Annotated in this window: 14 protein-coding genes; 9 read left to right on the forward strand and 5 right to left on the reverse strand. The window is 70.9% G+C overall.

The window, feature by feature from the left end:
- Positions 1-16: 16 nt before the first annotated feature.
- From ACWAUO_RS07950 to ACWAUO_RS07960, 3 genes are all read left to right on the forward strand, one after another.
- Positions 17-250 carry a hypothetical protein gene (locus ACWAUO_RS07950; RefSeq protein WP_460774506.1) on the forward strand — a complete coding sequence of 78 codons (234 nt, stop codon included), beginning with the start codon at positions 17-19 and terminating at the stop codon, positions 248-250.
- 109 nt (positions 251-359) lie between these two features.
- Complete coding sequence (locus ACWAUO_RS07955; RefSeq protein ID WP_460774507.1) at positions 360-2234, forward strand: dynamin family protein; 1875 nt, start codon at positions 360-362, stop codon at positions 2232-2234.
- Positions 2231-3715, forward strand: coding sequence for a dynamin family protein (locus tag ACWAUO_RS07960; protein ID WP_460774509.1), 1485 nt, complete (start codon positions 2231-2233; stop codon positions 3713-3715). Before ACWAUO_RS07955 ends, ACWAUO_RS07960 begins: the two co-directional genes overlap by 4 nt.
- A 17-nt stretch (positions 3716-3732) precedes the next feature.
- Here ACWAUO_RS07960 and ACWAUO_RS07965 read toward each other — a convergent pair whose 3' ends face one another.
- The 4 genes from ACWAUO_RS07965 to ACWAUO_RS07980 form a co-directional block, all read right to left on the reverse strand.
- Entirely contained in the window at positions 3733-4446 is a 714-nt protein-coding gene (locus ACWAUO_RS07965; protein ID WP_460774511.1) for a hypothetical protein, read from the reverse strand.
- Positions 4433-5167 (reverse strand): IniB N-terminal domain-containing protein, encoded by a 735-nt coding sequence (locus tag ACWAUO_RS07970; RefSeq protein ID WP_460774512.1) that lies wholly within the window; start codon positions 5165-5167, stop codon positions 4433-4435. Before ACWAUO_RS07970 ends, ACWAUO_RS07965 begins: the two co-directional genes overlap by 14 nt.
- A gap of 88 nt (positions 5168-5255) precedes the next feature.
- Positions 5256-7712, reverse strand: coding sequence for a helix-turn-helix transcriptional regulator (locus ACWAUO_RS07975; RefSeq protein WP_460774514.1), 2457 nt, complete (start codon positions 7710-7712; stop codon positions 5256-5258).
- Between the two features lie 118 nt (positions 7713-7830).
- Positions 7831-9603 carry an Hsp70 family protein gene (locus ACWAUO_RS07980; protein WP_460774516.1) on the reverse strand — a complete coding sequence of 591 codons (1773 nt, stop codon included), beginning with the start codon at positions 9601-9603 and terminating at the stop codon, positions 7831-7833.
- Positions 9604-9899: 296 nt separating this feature from the next.
- On the opposite strand from ACWAUO_RS07980, the gene groES reads away from it, so the two are divergent.
- The 3 genes from groES to ACWAUO_RS07995 all read left to right on the forward strand — a co-directional run bounded on the left by groES (position 9900) and on the right by ACWAUO_RS07995 (position 12797).
- Positions 9900-10196: a co-chaperone GroES gene (gene groES, locus ACWAUO_RS07985; RefSeq protein WP_460774517.1), complete on the forward strand. Its 297-nt coding sequence runs from the start codon at positions 9900-9902 to the stop codon at positions 10194-10196.
- Between the two features lie 146 nt (positions 10197-10342).
- Positions 10343-11278, forward strand: coding sequence for an EamA family transporter RarD (gene rarD / locus ACWAUO_RS07990; RefSeq protein ID WP_460774519.1), 936 nt, complete (start codon positions 10343-10345; stop codon positions 11276-11278).
- 172 nt (positions 11279-11450) lie between these two features.
- Complete coding sequence (locus ACWAUO_RS07995) at positions 11451-12797, forward strand: ABC transporter substrate-binding protein (RefSeq protein ID WP_460774520.1); 1347 nt, start codon at positions 11451-11453, stop codon at positions 12795-12797.
- Positions 12798-12870: 73 nt separating this feature from the next.
- On the opposite strand, the gene ACWAUO_RS08000 is transcribed toward ACWAUO_RS07995, so the two are convergent.
- Positions 12871-13482, reverse strand: a complete 612-nt coding sequence (locus ACWAUO_RS08000) for a TetR/AcrR family transcriptional regulator (protein WP_460774522.1) — start codon at positions 13480-13482, stop codon at positions 12871-12873.
- A gap of 334 nt (positions 13483-13816) precedes the next feature.
- Here ACWAUO_RS08000 and ACWAUO_RS08005 point away from each other — a divergent pair, with 334 nt between their 5' ends.
- The 3 genes from ACWAUO_RS08005 to ACWAUO_RS08015 are packed head-to-tail and all read left to right on the forward strand — an operon-like array spanning position 13817 to position 16878.
- A complete protein-coding gene (locus ACWAUO_RS08005) occupies positions 13817-14929 on the forward strand; it encodes an FAD-dependent oxidoreductase (protein WP_460774523.1) in 1113 nt (370 codons plus the stop codon).
- 22 nt (positions 14930-14951) lie between these two features.
- A complete protein-coding gene (locus ACWAUO_RS08010; protein ID WP_460774525.1) occupies positions 14952-15920 on the forward strand; it encodes a phosphotriesterase family protein in 969 nt (322 codons plus the stop codon).
- A gap of 1 nt (position 15921) precedes the next feature.
- The gene (locus ACWAUO_RS08015) at positions 15922-16878 is read left to right on the forward strand and encodes a phosphotriesterase family protein (protein ID WP_460774526.1); all 957 of its coding nucleotides are present in this window, start codon (positions 15922-15924) and stop codon (positions 16876-16878) included.
- Positions 16879-16883: the final 5 nt, after the last annotated feature.

Consider the following 16883-nt stretch of genomic DNA (forward strand, 5'->3'; position numbering starts at 1 on the left):
GGAGCCCTGAGGGGAAGTGACGAACATGGGCTGGTCGGACGACGACACCACCGTCCCGGACGAGTCTGCGCCGTCCTTCCCCCCTTCAGTCGAACCGGATGCCCCGGGCGACCCGTTCGAGAACGCGTTCACCGATGAGATCTCCCTCGCCGCCGGTGGCGACTGGGACATCGAGGCGAGCGTGATCTGGGACGACGACGAACCCCCATCCGGAACGGACGGGGACGTGGTGGATCTGCCCCCAGCTTGAACCACCGCGTTTCAGCGGCACGATCCGTGCCGCTCGGTGACCCCGAGGTCGGTCTCGGGGTCACCGGCCTGTGCGGCGACGCCGCAGGCGCGGTGGACAAGGAGTGGACGTGACCGAACAGACCCAGGCAGCCGGCGCGACGGACGCCGAGAGCGAGGAACCGAGCCCGCAGGAGCAGCTGATCGCCCTGCTGGACCGTGCGGGCATCATGGCCCGGCGACTCGGACGTCCGGATCTGCTGCAGCGCCTCGAGGGCGCGCGCGGACGGCTGCTGGACCCGCACGTGCGGGTCATCGTCGTCGGGCAGTTCAAGCAGGGCAAGAGCAAGCTCGTGAACGCGCTCGTGAACGCGCCGGTCTGCCCGGTCGACGACGACGTCGCGACGAGCGTGCCCACCACCGTCGGCTTCGGGGAGGAGCCGGCCGCGGTCCTCGTCGTGCAGGAGCGGGAGAACGGCACGGAGCTGCAGCGGCGCGAGGTGCCGCTCGACCGGCTCGCCGAATACGTCGCCGACCATTCGGGCGACGACGACGCCGAGGAACGGGTCGTGGGTGCGGAGGTCACCCTCCCGCGTGAGATCCTCCGCGGCGGCCTCCGTCTCATCGACTCGCCGGGCATGGGCGGCCTCCCCTCGTCGCGCTCGCTCGCGACGCTCGCGGCGCTGGCCGACGCCCACGCCGTGCTGCTGGTCTCCGACGCCTCGCAGGAGTACACCGAACCCGAGGTGCAGTTCCTGCGTCAGGCCATGCGCGTCTCCCCGAACGTCGCCGCGGTCCTCTCCAAGACCGACATCTACCCGCAGTGGCGCCAGATCGAGCAGATCGACCGGTCGCACCTCACGGACGTCGGCACCGAGATCCCGATCTTCTCCGTCTCCAGCGACCTGCGGCTCCTCGCTGCGCGCGAGCAGGACCGCACGCTGAACGACGAGTCCGGGTTCCCCGACCTCGTGGCGCACCTGCGTCGCGACGTGCTGGGCCAGGCCGAGGCCATCCACCAGCGGTCCGCGGTCCACGACCTGCGCTCGACCATCGACCAGCTCGCGATGAGCGCAGAGGCGGAGCTCACCGCCATCCTCAACCCGGAGCAGTCCTCCTCCATCGTGCTGCGACTGGAGGAGGCCAAGGCGCGGGCCGACGAGTTCCGCGGCCGCTCCGCCCGCTGGCAGGTCACCCTCAGCGACGGCATCACCGACCTCATCTCCGACACCGAGCACGACCTGCGCGATCGCCTCCGTCGGGTGCAGCGCGCCGTCGAAGCCGCGATCGACGAGGGCGACCCGGGCCCCATCTGGGACCGCATCACGACCTGGGTCGACGAACGCGTCGCGACCGTGGTGTCGGAGAACTTCGTGTGGGCGTCGGAGCGGTCCCGCTGGCTCACGGAGCGGGTGGCGGAGGAGTTCCTCAACGACGACTCGCTCATCCCCTACATCGACGTCGCGCACACCGACGGTGTGCTGCGCGACGTGGAGCCGCTGCACACGCTCGACGAGGGGCACATCTCGACGGTCGAGAAGATCTACATGGGCGTGCGCGGCTCGTACGGCGGCGTCCTCATGGTGGGCCTGGCGACGAGCGTCGTGGGGCTGGCGCTGCTGAACCCGCTGTCGCTGCTGGCCGGCGTGATCGTCGGCCGCAAGTCGTACCGCGAGGACATGGCCGCCAGGCTCGCACGGCGGCAGGCCGAGGCGAAGAACCTCGTGCGCCGGCACATCGACGACGTCGTCTTCCAGGTGGGCAAGCAGCTGAAGGACCGCCTGCGCACCGTGCAGCGCGTCGCGCGCGACCACTTCGGGTCGATCGCCGACGAACTGCACCGCTCGCTGTCGGACTCGGTCCTCGCGGCGAAGCAGGCGGCGGCGAACTACTCGCAGGGCCGGGAGGGCCGGGTCAACGAACTGCGCGCGCACCTGCGGCAGCTGCAGGCGCTGCGCGAATCCATCCCACCGCTCGAGCCGTGGACGCCGGGAGGCCGGCGATGAGCCGGTCGTCCGCGACCGAGGTGCGCGGCATCCTGCAGGCCGCGAAGGAGGTGTACCGCGAGGACCGCGTGGCCACCCGTGTCCTCGACGACCTGGACGCGCGGCTGCGCGAACCGGTCCGCATCGCCGTGGCCGGCATGGTCAAGGCCGGCAAGTCGACCCTGCTCAACGCGCTCATCGGCGAGCGTGTCGCGCCGACGGATGCGGGGGAGTGCACGCGTGCGGTCACCTGGTACCGGCACGGCCACACCCCGCGCATCACGGCGCACCTCGTCGACGGCACCCGGCGGGTGCTGCCCATCGAGCGCGTGGACGGACGGGTCGACCTCAGCCGCACCGGCATCGACGCGGCGGACACCGACCACATCGACATCCGCTGGCCCGCGGAGAGCCTGCGCGGCATGGTGCTCATCGACACCCCCGGCATCGGGTCGCTCTCGCGCGACACGTCGGCGCGGTCGATCTCGTTCCTCACCGACCCGGTGGCCGTGCCCGAGGCGGACGCCGCGATCTACCTGCTGCGCCACTTGCACGCCACCGACCTGCAGTTCCTGGAGGCGCTCTCCCACGGGCGCGACCACGCTCGCGGGATGGCCGTGCTCGCGGTGCTCTCCCGGGCAGACGAGATCGGCTCCGGGCGCATCGACTCGATGCTCTCGTCCACGAAGATCGCCGACCGGTACCGCCGCGACGGGGAGCTCGGTGCGCTCGCGCTGAACGCCGTGCCGGTCGCGGGGCTGCTGGCCGAGGCCGCCCGGACCCTCCGCGAGGAGGAGTTCGCCGCCTTCCGCAAGCTCGCGGCGCTCGACCGCGCCACCCGCGACGGGATGCTCGTGTCGGTCGACCGCTTCCTCCAGCCGATGTCGTCCTCGGCCCCCACGGTGGAGGAGCGGCGCCGGCTGCTGGAGCGCTTCGGCGTCTTCGGCGTGCGCGTCGCGATCGCGCTCGTGCGCGGCGGCGTGCAGACCTCGTCCGCGCTCGCCGAGCGCCTCGTCATCCAGAGCGGGCTCAACGACGTCGAAGAGGTCGTGGCGACCCAGTTCCGCGCCCGCGCGGCGGCGCTGAAGGCACGCGCCGTCCTGGACGGACTCGAGGCGTTGCTGCGGGAGCGTCCATGGGGCGCGGATGCGGACCTGCGCCGCCGCTGCGAGCAGGTGCGGGTGAACCTGCACGAGCTCACCGAGCTCGCCGTCCTCGGGCGGCTGCGCACCGAGGGCGCGCCGTGGGGGCACGACGTCGTCCGTGAGGCGGAGCGGATCCTGGGCGCCGCCGGGCTCATCCCGCACCGCCGGCTCGGGATCACCGAGGAGCTGCCCCCGGCGCAGCTCCGGCAGCACGTGGACGGGATGCTGCGCGGCTGGCGCACCCGCGCCGAGGCGCCCACGACCGACCGCGCGATGCACGACCTGTGCCGGGTGGTGGTGCGGAGCATCGAGGGGGCCGCGGAGGAACTCCCCGGCTTCGCCCTCGCCGGCCGCTGACGTCCAGGGCCCGCCGGTCAGTCGGCGGGGACGGTGGCCGCGGTGCCGTACGGATGCGGGACGATGTCCACCCGTCGGCGCGTCCAGCGCAGCGCCCCCGGGAGCCAGGAGAACAGCAGCCCGAGGAGCATCAGTGCGGTGTGCCCCGCCAGCAGCAGCGCGAGCGGCCGGCCCCGGTCGCCGAACGCCACCATCTCGGCGGCCACCGGGTACAGGGCGACGCCGAACACGATCGTGCCCAGCATCCACCACCGTGCGTTGGCGCGCCGGTTCGCGTACGACACCTGCGCCGCGACCTGCACGAGCAGCATCGACACGATCGCGCCGAACAGGGTCCAGGTGGCGATCTCGGCGACCTGCGTGTACGTGTCCGCCGCGCGGCCGCCGTCCACCGTCTTGGCGCGCTCTGCGACCGTCTCCAGGTGCGCCGTGCGGATGATGAGCAGGTAGGTCGCCGCGCACATGCCCACCACCGTGCCGATGACCCAGACGCCGCGAGAGAGCGCGACGCTGAACGGCTGACGCTGCTTGACCAGCACGGGCGCCCCCTGCGGTGCCGCCAGCGACGGGCGCGCGGGGACGGGGGCGGGGGTCTTCTCGGCGGCTGCGCGCTCCGCGGCGAGACGCTGTGCCTCGGCCCGCCGCACCGCCGCGAACGTGACCGGCCCGCCCGTCGGAGGATCGTCACGGCGGGCGAGCGCGGCATCCGTCACCGGCTCAGAATTCTCCATCGCTGCTCGAGTCGATCAGGGTCTCCTCCGAGTCGTAGACGACGTTGGCGTCGACGTCCACGTTCGTGTCGGTGGTGACCGTGTCGTTGGAGTCCTGGGTGAACGAGTCGTTGATCGTCGTCGTGGTGGACGCGTCGTTGGCCGAGTCGGTCACCGTCGTGGTGGTGGTCGTCGTCGTGTCGGTGTCGGTGTTGAACGACTCCACCGCCACGTTCGTCGTGGTGGTCTGGTCGCCGAGGACGGCGTCGTCGCCGGCGGTGATGTTCGTCGACAGGTCGTAGTTCTCCTCGAACGAGACGTCGTCGCCCGCCGCGATGGAGCTGTCACCGGTGGACACCACGGCCTCGTTGTCGAAGATCTGCGTGACGTCGCCGCCCGCCCAGATGTTCTGGTTCACGGACTGGTCCACGATCGTGTCCCGGTCGTCGACGTAGGCGAGGTTGTTCACGATGTTGAGGATCTCGCGCACCGCGGGTGTGGGTGGGGTGACCGGGTCGACCGGCGGACGTACGGGCGAGGGGGACATGGCCGTCCCGGCCGCCTTCTCCATGACGACGGGCGCCACCGCGCACACGTCCTCGTACCCCACGTTGCTCAGGCCACGCGCCCCCAGCGCCGCATCCGGTTCCTCCGCGAACTCCGCTGCGGCGGCAGGGTCGCGCAGCAAGCTCAAGATGAACTCGATCAACGCATCGGCGACAGCCGCCAGGCTTACGCTCATCATTCCTCCTCGATCCGGGATGGTCCGACGCTATGTCAGGCGTGCCGTCCGCCGCGTCGGGGAAAACGCCCCCCATCGGGGTGGGGCTTTAGGGGGTGGGAGCAGGGGGGAGGGGAGGGGTCGCATCCAGCTCGCCGACCGTCTCGGGATCGTGCTCGCCCTCCTCGAGGATGGCCCGCAGCTTGCCGATGAGATCCGACCGGCTGGTGGCCCCGAGCCGGCGTCGGATCCGCGCGATGTGGTGCTCCGCGGTGCGCGGGGAGATGTAGATCGCCTCGCCGATCTCGACGTAGGTCTTGCCCTGCACGACGAGCGCCGCGACCTCGGCCTCCCGGGCGGTGAGCACGGTCGTGCCGCGTCTGGGCTGCGTCTGGGGTGTCTCGTCGTGCTCCTGCTGCGGGTGCAGCTGGCGGGCCAGGGCGAGCAGCCGCGCGATGACGCGGCGGTCCGCGGTGTGTGCGGCGGCATGGCTCGCCAGCCGGGCGCCGTCCCACGCGCGGCCGACGTTCGTGAGCGATTGCGCGGCGTGCTCGACCCGGTCCGCGTCGACGGAGCCCGCGAGCACGTCGGTCCAGACGCGGCCCGCCGTCGACATCGCGGCGGCCACCCGGCTGTGCGGTGACGCCGCCACGAGGGCCCGGGCGTAGGGGGCGAGCGCCTGCGGGCGGGCGCGGAGCATCTCCATCTGCAGTCCCGCCCACAGCGTCGGGGTCGACCATGCCGGCGGGTTGTCGAGCCGTTCGAGCAGGGCGATGCAGGACCGTAGCGCCGGCTCCAGGTGTCCGGTGTCGCCGACCAGTGACGAGGCCATGATGAACTCGCCGAACGGATGCAGCGAGTACAGGTCGGGCTGCACCCGGATGACGTCGTCGCGGCAGCGTCGCCAGAGGTCCGGGAGGGCGCTGTTGTCGCCGTAGCGGCGGACGAGGCTGATCAGCACGGCGTCCCGCAGGAGCCGGTTGCGGCCGGAGAGCTGCACCGGCAGCGACTGCACGTGACCGAGGCGCGCCTTCGCCTCGCCCGGGCGCTGGCGGAGCAGGGCCACCCACGCCGACCACAGCAGCAGTCGCGGGCGCGCCCACTGGCCGCCGTGCCCGCCGCGGAGGGCGTGCAGGAGCGTGGAGCTCGCCACCTCCAGCTCCCCGGCGTCGATGGCGGCGATGGTCGCGATGACCGCGGGCAGCTCGGGGACGGGGCCCTGTGCGCCGCTCTCGGTGTAGGTGAGCGACCCGCGGACGAGGTCGTCCATGCCGGACGGGTCGTCGGTGCGGAACGTCGCGTGGAGTCCTCGGCTGAGCAGCTGCATCGAGACGGCGGTGTTCGAGGGGAACCCGATCTCCCCGGTCACGCGGTTCCACTCCAGTGCCGATTCGATGTCGCCCGCGCCCAGCGCCGCCATCGCGGCATGCGTGGCCTGTTCGGGTTCACGGACCCGGCCCGCCCGGAACGCGGCGTTGCTCATCTCCATGAGCCCGCGCGCCGCCCACACCGCCCCGGCGAGGTCGACCGCGGCGGGATAGGACTCGTGCTCCGAGGGCACGGCCGCCTGATCGAGCAGTCTCGCCGCCGCCTCGATGTCGCCCACGGCCCACGCCGCCCTGGCGCGGCGGATGCGGACCGTGGCGGGCTCCGCGCCGGACTCCTCCGCGCTGCGGTACAGCTCGGCCGCGCGGGCCGGGTCACGCTCCAGCTGCTGGTCTCCCAAGCGGAGCAGGGCCCGCGCGATCCGCTCGTCGGTCACCCCGGACAGATGCTCGAGGATCTCGCCGACCGCGCGGCCGGGATCCTCGCCGATGAGGGCGACGATGCGTTCGGGAGGCGTCGTGGACAGCACGGCGCTGCGCACCACGGGCACCGCGCGACCATTGCGCTGCAGGAGCCCCTCGGCGTACCCGGCGAGGTTCTCCGCGTCCTCGACGGTCTCGTCCGGCGGTGGCGTGATGAGCGCCAGCGAGCGGCGACGTACGTGCTGGGCGGTGTCGGGGTCGATCGCGCTCAGCCGTTCGGCGATCACCTCGTGCAGCACGCGCTGCAGCAGCGCATGCCCGGTGTCGTCGCAACCGGGACCGGGCGGGTGGGCGTCGAGCGCCTCGCGCACGAGCCAGGTGATCCCGCCGCAGGCCTCGACGATGTCGGTGATGCAGCCGTCCGGGAGCACGATGTCGCGGCGGTCGAGGTGCTCCCGCACGTCCTGCGGGGAGGCGTTGCCGAGCACGATCGCCGGCTGTTCGTGCTCGAGCCGGCCCGCGATCGCGCGGAGCCGGTCGCTGCGGGGCCAGGGGCGGCAGGCGACGATGATGCCGCGTCCGCTCTCCACCCGACGCGAGACCGCCGCGAGGTGCTCGTCGGCGAGCAGATGGGCGTCGTCCACGATGACGACGCCGTCCGGGGAGAGCGCGTCCAGGGGCGAGTCGGCGGTGACGCTGTGCACCTTCGCACCGGTCGCGGCGAGGTTGTGGCGCAGCAGGTGCAGCAGGCCCGTCTTGCCGGAGCCGGCCGTGCCGACGATCAGCGCACGCGGCGGCAGGTCGGACTGCCGGATCATCGCCTCGACGTGCGCATGCGCAAGCCGCGTCCACAACATCGGGGACGGGTCCAAAGACTCCACGGTCATTGCCTCCCGGTTCGGGTCGCGGACGGTGGGGGGACGGACCGCGCGGTGCTCAGGGTTCGGTGGTAGGCGGCGGATCGCTCGACTCCGGCGCCGGACCGGGATCCGGTGGCGGGTCGACCGGTGCCGGATCGACCGGTGCCGGATCGGCGGGGGTCGGGTCGACGGGTGTCGGGTCGACCGGTGCGGGTGTGCCGGGGTCGGTGGGGGTCTCCGCCGGCGGATCGGGAGTGGTGGTCGAGGGTGCCGGGTCGGGGGTCGTGGCAGTGGACGGTGTCGGCGTCGCGGCCGAGGACGCCGGCTTCGGTGCGGCGGAGGACGGGCTGCTCGATCCGGCGGCGCTCGTCGGCGTGCTCCGCGACGGCGTCGTCTGGAACGGGGTTGCCGCGCGCTGCTGGCCGGGCTGGGACGAGGGACGCTGCGAGGCCCGGGGGGACGGGCCGGGCTGCGGCTGCAGGATCTCCGGCCCGGCGGCCGGGTCGAGCGCGGCGACCGTCTCGGCAGGTGCCTGCGCGGTGCCGGCGACCCCTGCGGCGAGGGCCGTGCTGAGGTACACCGGGCGGTCGGTCACCCACGTCGAGGGGGTCGAAGCGGTCCCCAGTGCCCCGCCCGTCAGCCCGACGGCGACGAGGCCGAGCACGCCCGCGGTGCTGCCGAGCAGTGCGCGAGGAAGGAAGCGTCGCCGCTTCGCGACCGGCTCCTGCGCGGGCACCGCGGCCGGCAGCAGGACCGCGGACCCGTCATCGGGGGCGATCATCGCAGGGAAGAGGTCGAGCGCCGCGTGTCGTGCGGCGCCCAGCGCGATCGCCGCCTTCGGATCCGTGTCGACCGCGATGCGACACGGGAAGCGCTCCGACAGCGCCTGGGCGACCAGCGGCATCCGGGATCCGCCGCCGATCAGGATGACGGCGGTCAGCGCCGCCGGGTCCACACCCGAGTCCGCCACCGTCTCCGAGAGCGCCTCCACGGTCCGGGCGACCGGGCGGGCGGCCATGGCCTCGAGTTCGGCGCGCGTGAGGCGGACCGCATCCGTGGTCCCCGGCAGGACCACGGGCACCACCGTCTCCGTGTCGAAGCTCAGCGCCTCCTTCGCCGCGATGCACTCCCGCCGCAGGAGCTGCAGGGCGAGCGGTGCGGATGCGGCCGCCTCGACGTCGACGCCGGCGGTGCGCAGCACGTGCTCGAACACGGCGTCGTCGAGGTCACGGCCGCCGACCGAGTCGAGGTGCCCGGGGATGCCGACCGGGGTGAGGGCGCCGTCCTCGGTCTTCCGCAGGACGGCGCTGCTGAATCCGCCCGCGCCGAGGTCGTAGACGGCGATCGTCTGCCCGGCCCGCAGCGGAGCGGCCGACTCGTAGTGCTCGGCGGCCGCCTCCGGTTCGCCGACGAGTCGGACGTCCATGACGCCCTGCCGTTCCAGCGCCTCGGTCACCAGGCCGGCCCGATGCTCGCCCCAGACGGCGGGGACGGTCAGCACGACCCGGTCTGGATCGCGGCCCTCGCGTTCGCCCACCTGCGCGATGACCCAGGCGACGATCTGCGCGTAGAGGTCTTCCGGCCGATGCGGGTCGCTCTCGACGAAGTAGGGCGTCTGGTCGCCGACCCGGCGGACCACGTCCCGGACGATGCGCGCCGGGTCCGTCGCGGACCGGCGATCGGCGGCGTCACCGAACAACAGGTCGTGCGGGCCGACGAACACCGCGCTCGCGGCGGTGTCCGACGCGCGTCCGAGCGCGAACGGCACCGGATCTGGCGACGGCGGCCGGGCGACCGCCGCGCAGATCCTGCTCGTCCCGACGTCGATGGCGAGAACAAGAGGCCCCATGGACATGGCTCCTTCGGAAGGTGTCGTCGACTGTAGCGTCCGCCCGGAGGGAAGGGCAGTCCCCCCTGGGGAATTAGGGGACCCCCTGCGGGGCCCCCGGACCGGGCGGGTGATCGCACCTTGTCGGTTAGGGGATCGATGGGGGATCGGGGGATGTCGGCGGGCGCGGCCCGGAAATGGATTGGCACTCGCGTTGCATGAGTGCCAGCCGCATGCATACACTGGCGTTAGCACTCTCGGTGTGAGGGTGCTAAACGAGTCTTCCGTTTCACGAAGCGAGAAAGAAGAGGTAGACCGTGTCGGTTTCCATCAAGCCGCTCGAGGACCGCATCGTCATCAAGCAGGTCGAGGCTGAGCAGACCACCTCCAGTGGTCTCGTCATCCCCGACACCGCCAAGGAGAAGCCCCAGGAGGGCGAGGTCGTGGCGGTGGGCCCCGGCCGCATCGACGACAACGGCAACCGCATCCCGCTCGACGTCGCCGTCGGCGACCGCGTGATCTACAGCAAGTACGGCGGCACCGAGGTCAAGTTCGGCGCCGACGAGTACCTCGTGCTCTCGGCTCGCGACGTGCTCGCGGTCGTCGTCCGCTGACGACGCGCCATCCGTACGAAGGGCCCGTGATGCTCCGGCATCCGGGCCCTTCGTCGTCCGCCGATGGCAGGATCCGCACGAAGGACGGCAGCGTCCGCATCCGTGCCGTCCGTCCGTCCGTATCCCTTCGGACATAGGGTGGGCTGGTGAACCGCCCCGCCCCCGCCGACCAGACCGCGCTCGGCGGCCTGTTCGCGTTCCTCGCCTACTTCCTGTGGGGGTTCCTGCCCCTCTACTTCATCGCGCTGGAGCCCACCGGTCCGTGGGAGGTCGTCGCGTGGCGGATCATCCTCTCCCTCGTGTTCTGCGCGATCCTGCTCGCGGTCACGCGTTCGTGGCGACGGCTCTGGGCCGTCATGCGCGACCGGCGGCTGCTGCTGTGGACGGTCGTGGCGGGGCTGCTCATCTACGCGAACTGGCAGATCTTCCTCATCGCCGCCCTCAGCGGTCACGTCATCGAGACGAGTCTCGGATACTTCATCAACCCGATTGTCACGGTGCTGCTCGGCGTCCTCGTCCTGCGCGAGCGACTGCGTCTGAGCCAGTGGCTCGCGATCGGCCTGTCCGCCCTCGCCGTGGTCGTCATCCTCATCGGGTACGGCGGCTTCCCGTGGATCGCGCTGGGGCTCGCGTTCTCCTTCGGGCTCTACGGGCTGGTCAAGAAGCGGCTCGGGCCGAAGGTCGACGCCGTCAGCGGCCTCACGCTCGAGTCGCTCTGGCTCACCCCGGTCGCGATCCTGCAGCTCGTCCTCGTGGGCGCCACCACCGGCATCACCTTCGCGAACGCCGGGCTCGGCCACGCGGTGCTGCTCGCCTGCGCCGGTGTCGTCACCGCCACACCGCTGCTGCTGTTCGCGGCGGGTGCACGCCGGGCGCCGCTCACGCTCGTCGGCATCCTGCAGTTCGCGGCCCCGATCCTCCAGTTCATCACCGGGGCGTGGATCCTCGGGGAGGAGATGAACACAGGGCGCTGGATCGGGTTCATCATCGTCTGGGTCGCACTGGTCATCCTCACGGTCGACTCCGTCGTGGCCGCCCGCAGGGTTCGGCGACGGTCCGAGCCGACCCGCTCCGACGCCTGATCACGTCGACGATCCGCATCCGGTTCCGACGGCTGAGGTCGTCGTTATCCGACCGATTCCGAACTGTTTCAGACCGTTAACACATCGCAACACTGACGACTCGGCACGCACACTACGGTTTTCCGTACTGGGGGGCTCGTGCTTCCCGGGTACACCCATAGCAAGGAGCAACATGAGCGTCATCACACGTTCGCGTGCTGCGAAGGCCCTGAGCGGGATCGCTCTGGTCGGAGCCAGCGCCCTCGTCCTCGCAGGATGTTCGGGGAGCGGCGGCGGCGAGTCCACGGATGCGGCCGGGTTCGACTTCCCGATCGACTGCGAGGCAGCGCAGCCCGCGTCCTACACCCCGGAGTACTCGTCGACGTCGACCGGTCCTGGCACCGACCTCGTCTACAAGATCGGGACGGCGCTGCCCGTCACCGGCAACCTCGCCTTCCTCGGCCCGCCCGAGATCGCCGGCACCGAGTACGCCGCATCCGTCGTGAACGAGGCCGGCAAGGGCGTCACCATCGACCTGCTGCAGGGCGACTCGGGTGACACCGACAACAAGGCCTACGAGACCGAGATCCCGCGTCTGCTGGGTGAGGGCGCCACCGCCATCATCGGCGCCGCGTCCTCCGGCACCTCGCTGCAGTTCATCGACCAGGTCATCGCGGCCGGCGCGATCCAGTTCTCGCCCGCGAACACCTCCGCCGCGTTCACCGGCTACGAGGACGACGGCCTCTACTGGCGCACCGCCCCCTCGGACGTGCTCCAGGGCGAGGTGCTCGGCAACCTCATCGCCGCGGACGGCGCCGAGACGCTGGGCATGATCGTGCTCAACGACTCCTACGGCACCGGTCTCGCCTGCTTCGCCAAGGCCGCCTTCGAGGCCGCCGGCGGCGAGGTCGTCGCGGCCACGCTGTACAACACGGGTGACACGAACTTCTCGGCCCAGGTCGAGGACGTGCTCGCGGCCGACCCCGACGCGATCGCCCTGATCACGTTCGAAGAGGTCAAGACGATCATCCCGGAGCTCGTCGGCGCGGACTACCCGGCCGAGCAGCTGTACCTCGTGGACGGCAACCTGTCGAACTTCGGCGACGAGTTCGAGGAGGGCACCCTCGAGGGCGCCAAGGGCACCTACCCGGCGGTCGACCCGGCGACCATCGCCGACTTCCGGGAGACCCTGAACACCTTCTGGACCGGGGCCGGCAACGCCGAGCTGAGCGACTTCACCTACGCGCCGGAGTCGTTCGACGCGGTCATCCTGCTGGCGCTGGCAGCGCTCGAGGCGGGCTCCACCGCCGGTGCCGACGTCGCGGCGCACCTGCAGTCGGTCTCCGGCGGCGTCGAGGGCGGCACGAAGTGCACCACCTTCGCCGAGTGCGCCGACATCATCCTGGGCGGCGGCATCGCCGACTACGACGGTGTCTCCGGCCCGATCACCTTCAACGAGGTCGGCGACCCGACCGAGGCGTCGATCGGTGTCTTCCAGTACGGCAAGGACAACAACTACGAGTTCCTGAACGTCGGCTGACGCGCAGCACTCGACGGACGGCCCCGGTCTTCGGACCGGGGCCGTTCCGCTGTGCAGGGCGGCGTGCGAGCGGTCAGTCGGTGCCGAGGAGATGCACCCAGGCGTGGGCGAGGATGTCGAGTTCCGGGCCGGTCTGGAAGTCCCAGCCCTCGCGGATCCAGCGCAGATTCGCACTGTTGAGCAGTTCCACGGCGAGGTATCCGCGGTACGCGCGCTGGTCCTCGGGGTGGCGCCCGGCCCGCGCCATGCCGTCGACGATGTCGGCGATGACCTCGTCGAACCACGCGACGGTGAGTTCCCGCATCTCGGGGTCGACGGCTGCAGCCTCGGTGGACACGAGGATGTACGGCTTGATTTGCGGCCATCGCTCGGCCTGCGCACCCAGCCACGGCCGGATCGCGGCGAAGGTGCCGATGCGCACGGCGTCGACGAGCTTCTCCGCAGTCGAGCCGTGTTCGGGTGAGGGATTGCGCTCGAGGTGCGCGTTGAGCTCTCCGATGAGCGCGCGCATGAGTTCCCCCTTGTTGGGGAAGTGGGCGTAGAAGGTCACCCGGGTCGTGCCGACCGCCGTCGCGATGTCATCGACCGTCGTCGCCACGTACCCCTGCGACTGGAACAGCGACAGCGCGTGTTCGAGGATCCGCTGGCGCGTCTGCTCTTTCTGCAGCGCGCGGAGATTTGCCATGGGCACACTTTACATACCGGCCTCCTTGCCTGATGACATGACATTGCGTAAAGCGATTTCCACTCGTAGAGATCGCTCCTCATCCGGCGCGCGCCGAGCGCGCGGCCTCAGCTTTCTTTGCATCAGGCAATCGTTGCGGCAAGTCACTTGACGCAATGTAAAGCCAGTGTCATGATCATGGAAGTGGCCGGAAGAGTCGGCCGCGACCCGGGAACGAGCACTCGATGAGGAGCACCGTGGGCAACGCAGCCGCCTTCCCCCGCTTCGACGATCCGACCGTGGATCGGGGCCTCGTCGTGTCACCACAGACCACCTCAGGAGCGGAACACCACCCATGGATCTGAACAACCTGACCGTCGCCATCGTCGGCGCCGGTTACGCAGGAGCATCGACCGCCAAGGCCCTGAGCCTGCTCGGTGCGGACGTCACCGTCTACGAGCAGGCACCCGCCTCCGGCGAGGTCGGTGCCGGCATCGGGCTGCGCCCCTCGTCCATGGATGCGTTCCGTCGCTGGGGCATCCTCGACGCGATCACCGAGGTGTCGACCCCCAGCCCCTCCTTCGAGATCCTCACGGCGACCGGGGAGCTCATCATGGAGATGGAATGGCCCGAGAAGCACGAGCTCGGCCTCACCACACACCTCATCCACCGCCGTGACTTCATCGACGCGCTGCTCGGAGTGCTCCCCGAGGGCATGGTGAAGTTCGGCTACAAGGCGCAGCACATCGACGACCTCGGTGAGCGCGCCCGCATCACCTTCGCGAACGGTGAGGTCGTGGAAGCGGACCTCGTCATCGGCGCCGACGGCATCAGCTCCATGGTCCGCCGCACCTTCTTCACCCACGCCGCTCCGGTCTTCTCGGGCGAGCACGCCTACCGTGCGGTGTTCGCAGCAGCCGACTCGCACGGCTTGGTGACCGACGACAAGTTCCGCATGTACATCAACGAGCGCGGCTCGAAACTGTACCTGCTGCCGCTCGGCCGTCGCGGGCAGGTCTCGTTCGATGTCACCGTGCCCTCCGACGACGACACCTGGGCGCCCACCCTCACCCGTGAGATCCTCGTCGAATCCATGGCGGGCTTCGACCCGCGGATCGAGGAGGTCACGCGCACCCTCGATCTTTCGATCGTGAACGCCCGCGCCGCCTATGACATCGACCCGGTCGATGCGTGGCACACCGACTCGATCGCCCTCGTCGGCGACGCCGCGCACGCCATGCTCCACCACCAGGGCCAGGGTGCGAACTCCGCCGTGCTCGACGCGCAGGGCATCGCCGACGCGCTCGCGGAGGCGGCATCGGTCAAGGAAGGGCTCGCGCGCTATCAGGCCCGCCGCAAGCCCATCACCGACGAGCTGCAGCGGATCTCCCGCTCGGGGTGGGACGCCGCAGCCATCGACGACGTCTTCCCCGGTCAGCACAACGACGAGGCGCCGGCCGCGTCCTGACGCACCGACGAAGAAGGAACACATGAACACCACGGTCACCACGGTGCTCGGCCAGGTGGACGCCAGCGAGCTCGGCGTCGTCGCCGTCCACGAGGCGCTCCTGTCGGTCATCCCGGGCGCGCAGTACGCCTACGACATCACCATCGATCGCGCAGCGCTCTTCGACACGCTTCGCGCACACCTCGAGGCGTTCCGCGCCGCGGGCGGCGGCACCCTCGTCGACCGGGGCGGGATGTACCACGGCCGGGACGTGCGCCTGTACGAACACCTCTCCCGCGTCACCGGCGTGCACATCATCGCCTCCACCGGGATGGGCCCCGAAGCGAAGCTCGGCGGCTACTTCCTCACCCCGCAGACCAACCCGCCCACCCCGTGGCCGGCCGAGCGCTTCGAAGCGCTGTTCGCAGCCGAGGTGGAAGAGGGCATGGTCGTCCCGCGCGTCGAACGGCGTGGCGGCGCCGGCATCGTGATGACCGATGCCACCGCATCCGGGGCGACGCCCACCGATCTCAGCCTGTTGCGCGGCGCGGCTCGCGCCGCCGCACGCACCGGAGTGGCGCTGTCGTTCGGGGCTCCGGCAGACCCGGTCACGGCGCTCGAGATCGCCCTCGCCGAGGGGCTGCCCGCCGGGCGGATCATCGTCGCGGGGCTCGACCGCACGGATGCCGCAGCAGCGCTGCGTGGCGTGCTCGACCGCGGCGCGTTCGTCGCCATCGACCACGTCGGCACCGAGGGCGGAGCGGGCCTCCTGGACGACGACGCCCGTGCCGACCTCGTCGTCGACCTCATCGACGCCGGGTATTGCGACCGCATCCTGCTGTCGTCGTCGTCCACGGGTGCCGCCTTCGGGCACGCGCCGGCCAACGGCCCGCTCACCGCGGTCCTCACCGACTTCGCCCCCAGGCTCCGTGCCCGCGGCGTGAGCGAGCAGGATCTCGAGCGCATCCTGGTGCACAACCCCCGCATCGTCCTCACCGGACAGGAGAACTGAGATGACCCGCGTCAACACCGTCCTCGGTCCGATCGCCGTCGAAGAACTCGGGTTCACCTCGATCCACGAGCACATCGGCTACGGCATGCCCGGGAGCGAACTCGACACCGTCTGGTGGAAGAGCCCCGAACAGCGCTACGAAGAGACCATCCCGAAACTGCGGGCCTTCCGCGAGTACGGCGGCGAGACCTTCGTCGACGCCACCGGCATCTGCAACGGCCGCGACCTCGACTACTACAAGTCGATCTCGGAGAAGACCGGGGTGCACCTGATCGCCTCGACCGGCTTCGTCGGCGGCGACACCGCGCTGCAGTTCTTCGCAGACGCGAGCGTCGAGTACCTGGCAGAACAGTTCATCCACGAACTCACCGTCGGCATCGGGCGCAGCGGTGCCAAGGCCGGCATCATCAAGGTCGGCGTCAGTCGCGGGTTCAAGATGACCCCCCTCGACCTGAAGATCTACCGCGCCGCCGCCCGCGCCTCGCGGGCCACCGGCGCACCGATCCTTACGCACCTGGCCGTCGACGCCCAGCCGGCGATCGACATCTTCCAGGAGGAGGGGCTGCCGCTCAGTCGCGTGTTGTTCGGGCACGCCGACGACGGGGTCAGCCAGGGCAAGGTCGACGAGAAGGCGATCCTCTCCTCGGGAGGTCGGGTCGGCTTCGACACCTTCGGGTACGACCTCGAGCTCCCGGACCCGCCGTTCTGGGGGCGCCCGCGTCAGGAGCGGCTGAACCACTTCCTGCGGTTCCTGAACGAGGGCCACGCAGACCAGGTCCTCGCCGCCGCAGACGCCAACTGCTCGCCGCTCGGCTGGCCGGGCGTCAAGGGCCACACCATCAACTACCTGTTCGAAGTGCTGATCCCGGCGCTGAAGGAGCACGGTGTCGATGACGCGATGATCCGCAAGATCTTCGTCGACAACGTCGCCGACTTCTTCACCCCGCCCGCGTCCTGAAAGGC

It is taken from the genome of Microbacterium sp. GXF7504, from assembly GCF_054798235.1.

Bases quoted from the DNA above. Each gene is read 5' to 3' on its own strand.
- ACWAUO_RS07995 (WP_460774520.1), top strand. From the start codon at position 11,451: ATGAGCGTCATCACACGTTCGCGTGCTGCGAAGGCCCTGAGCGGGATC.
- ACWAUO_RS07965 (WP_460774511.1), bottom strand. From the start codon at position 4,446: ATGGAGAATTCTGAGCCGGTGACGGATGCCGCGCTCGCCCGCCGTGAC.
- ACWAUO_RS08010 (WP_460774525.1), top strand. From the start codon at position 14,952: ATGAACACCACGGTCACCACGGTGCTCGGCCAGGTGGACGCCAGCGAG.
- ACWAUO_RS07980 (WP_460774516.1), bottom strand. From the start codon at position 9,603: ATGGGGCCTCTTGTTCTCGCCATCGACGTCGGGACGAGCAGGATCTGC.
- ACWAUO_RS07975 (WP_460774514.1), bottom strand. From the start codon at position 7,712: ATGATCCGGCAGTCCGACCTGCCGCCGCGTGCGCTGATCGTCGGCACG.
- ACWAUO_RS08015 (WP_460774526.1), top strand. From the start codon at position 15,922: ATGACCCGCGTCAACACCGTCCTCGGTCCGATCGCCGTCGAAGAACTC.
- ACWAUO_RS08005 (WP_460774523.1), top strand. From the start codon at position 13,817: ATGGATCTGAACAACCTGACCGTCGCCATCGTCGGCGCCGGTTACGCA.
- ACWAUO_RS08000 (WP_460774522.1), bottom strand. From the start codon at position 13,482: ATGGCAAATCTCCGCGCGCTGCAGAAAGAGCAGACGCGCCAGCGGATC.
- ACWAUO_RS07960 (WP_460774509.1), top strand. From the start codon at position 2,231: ATGAGCCGGTCGTCCGCGACCGAGGTGCGCGGCATCCTGCAGGCCGCG.
- ACWAUO_RS07970 (WP_460774512.1), bottom strand. From the start codon at position 5,167: ATGAGCGTAAGCCTGGCGGCTGTCGCCGATGCGTTGATCGAGTTCATC.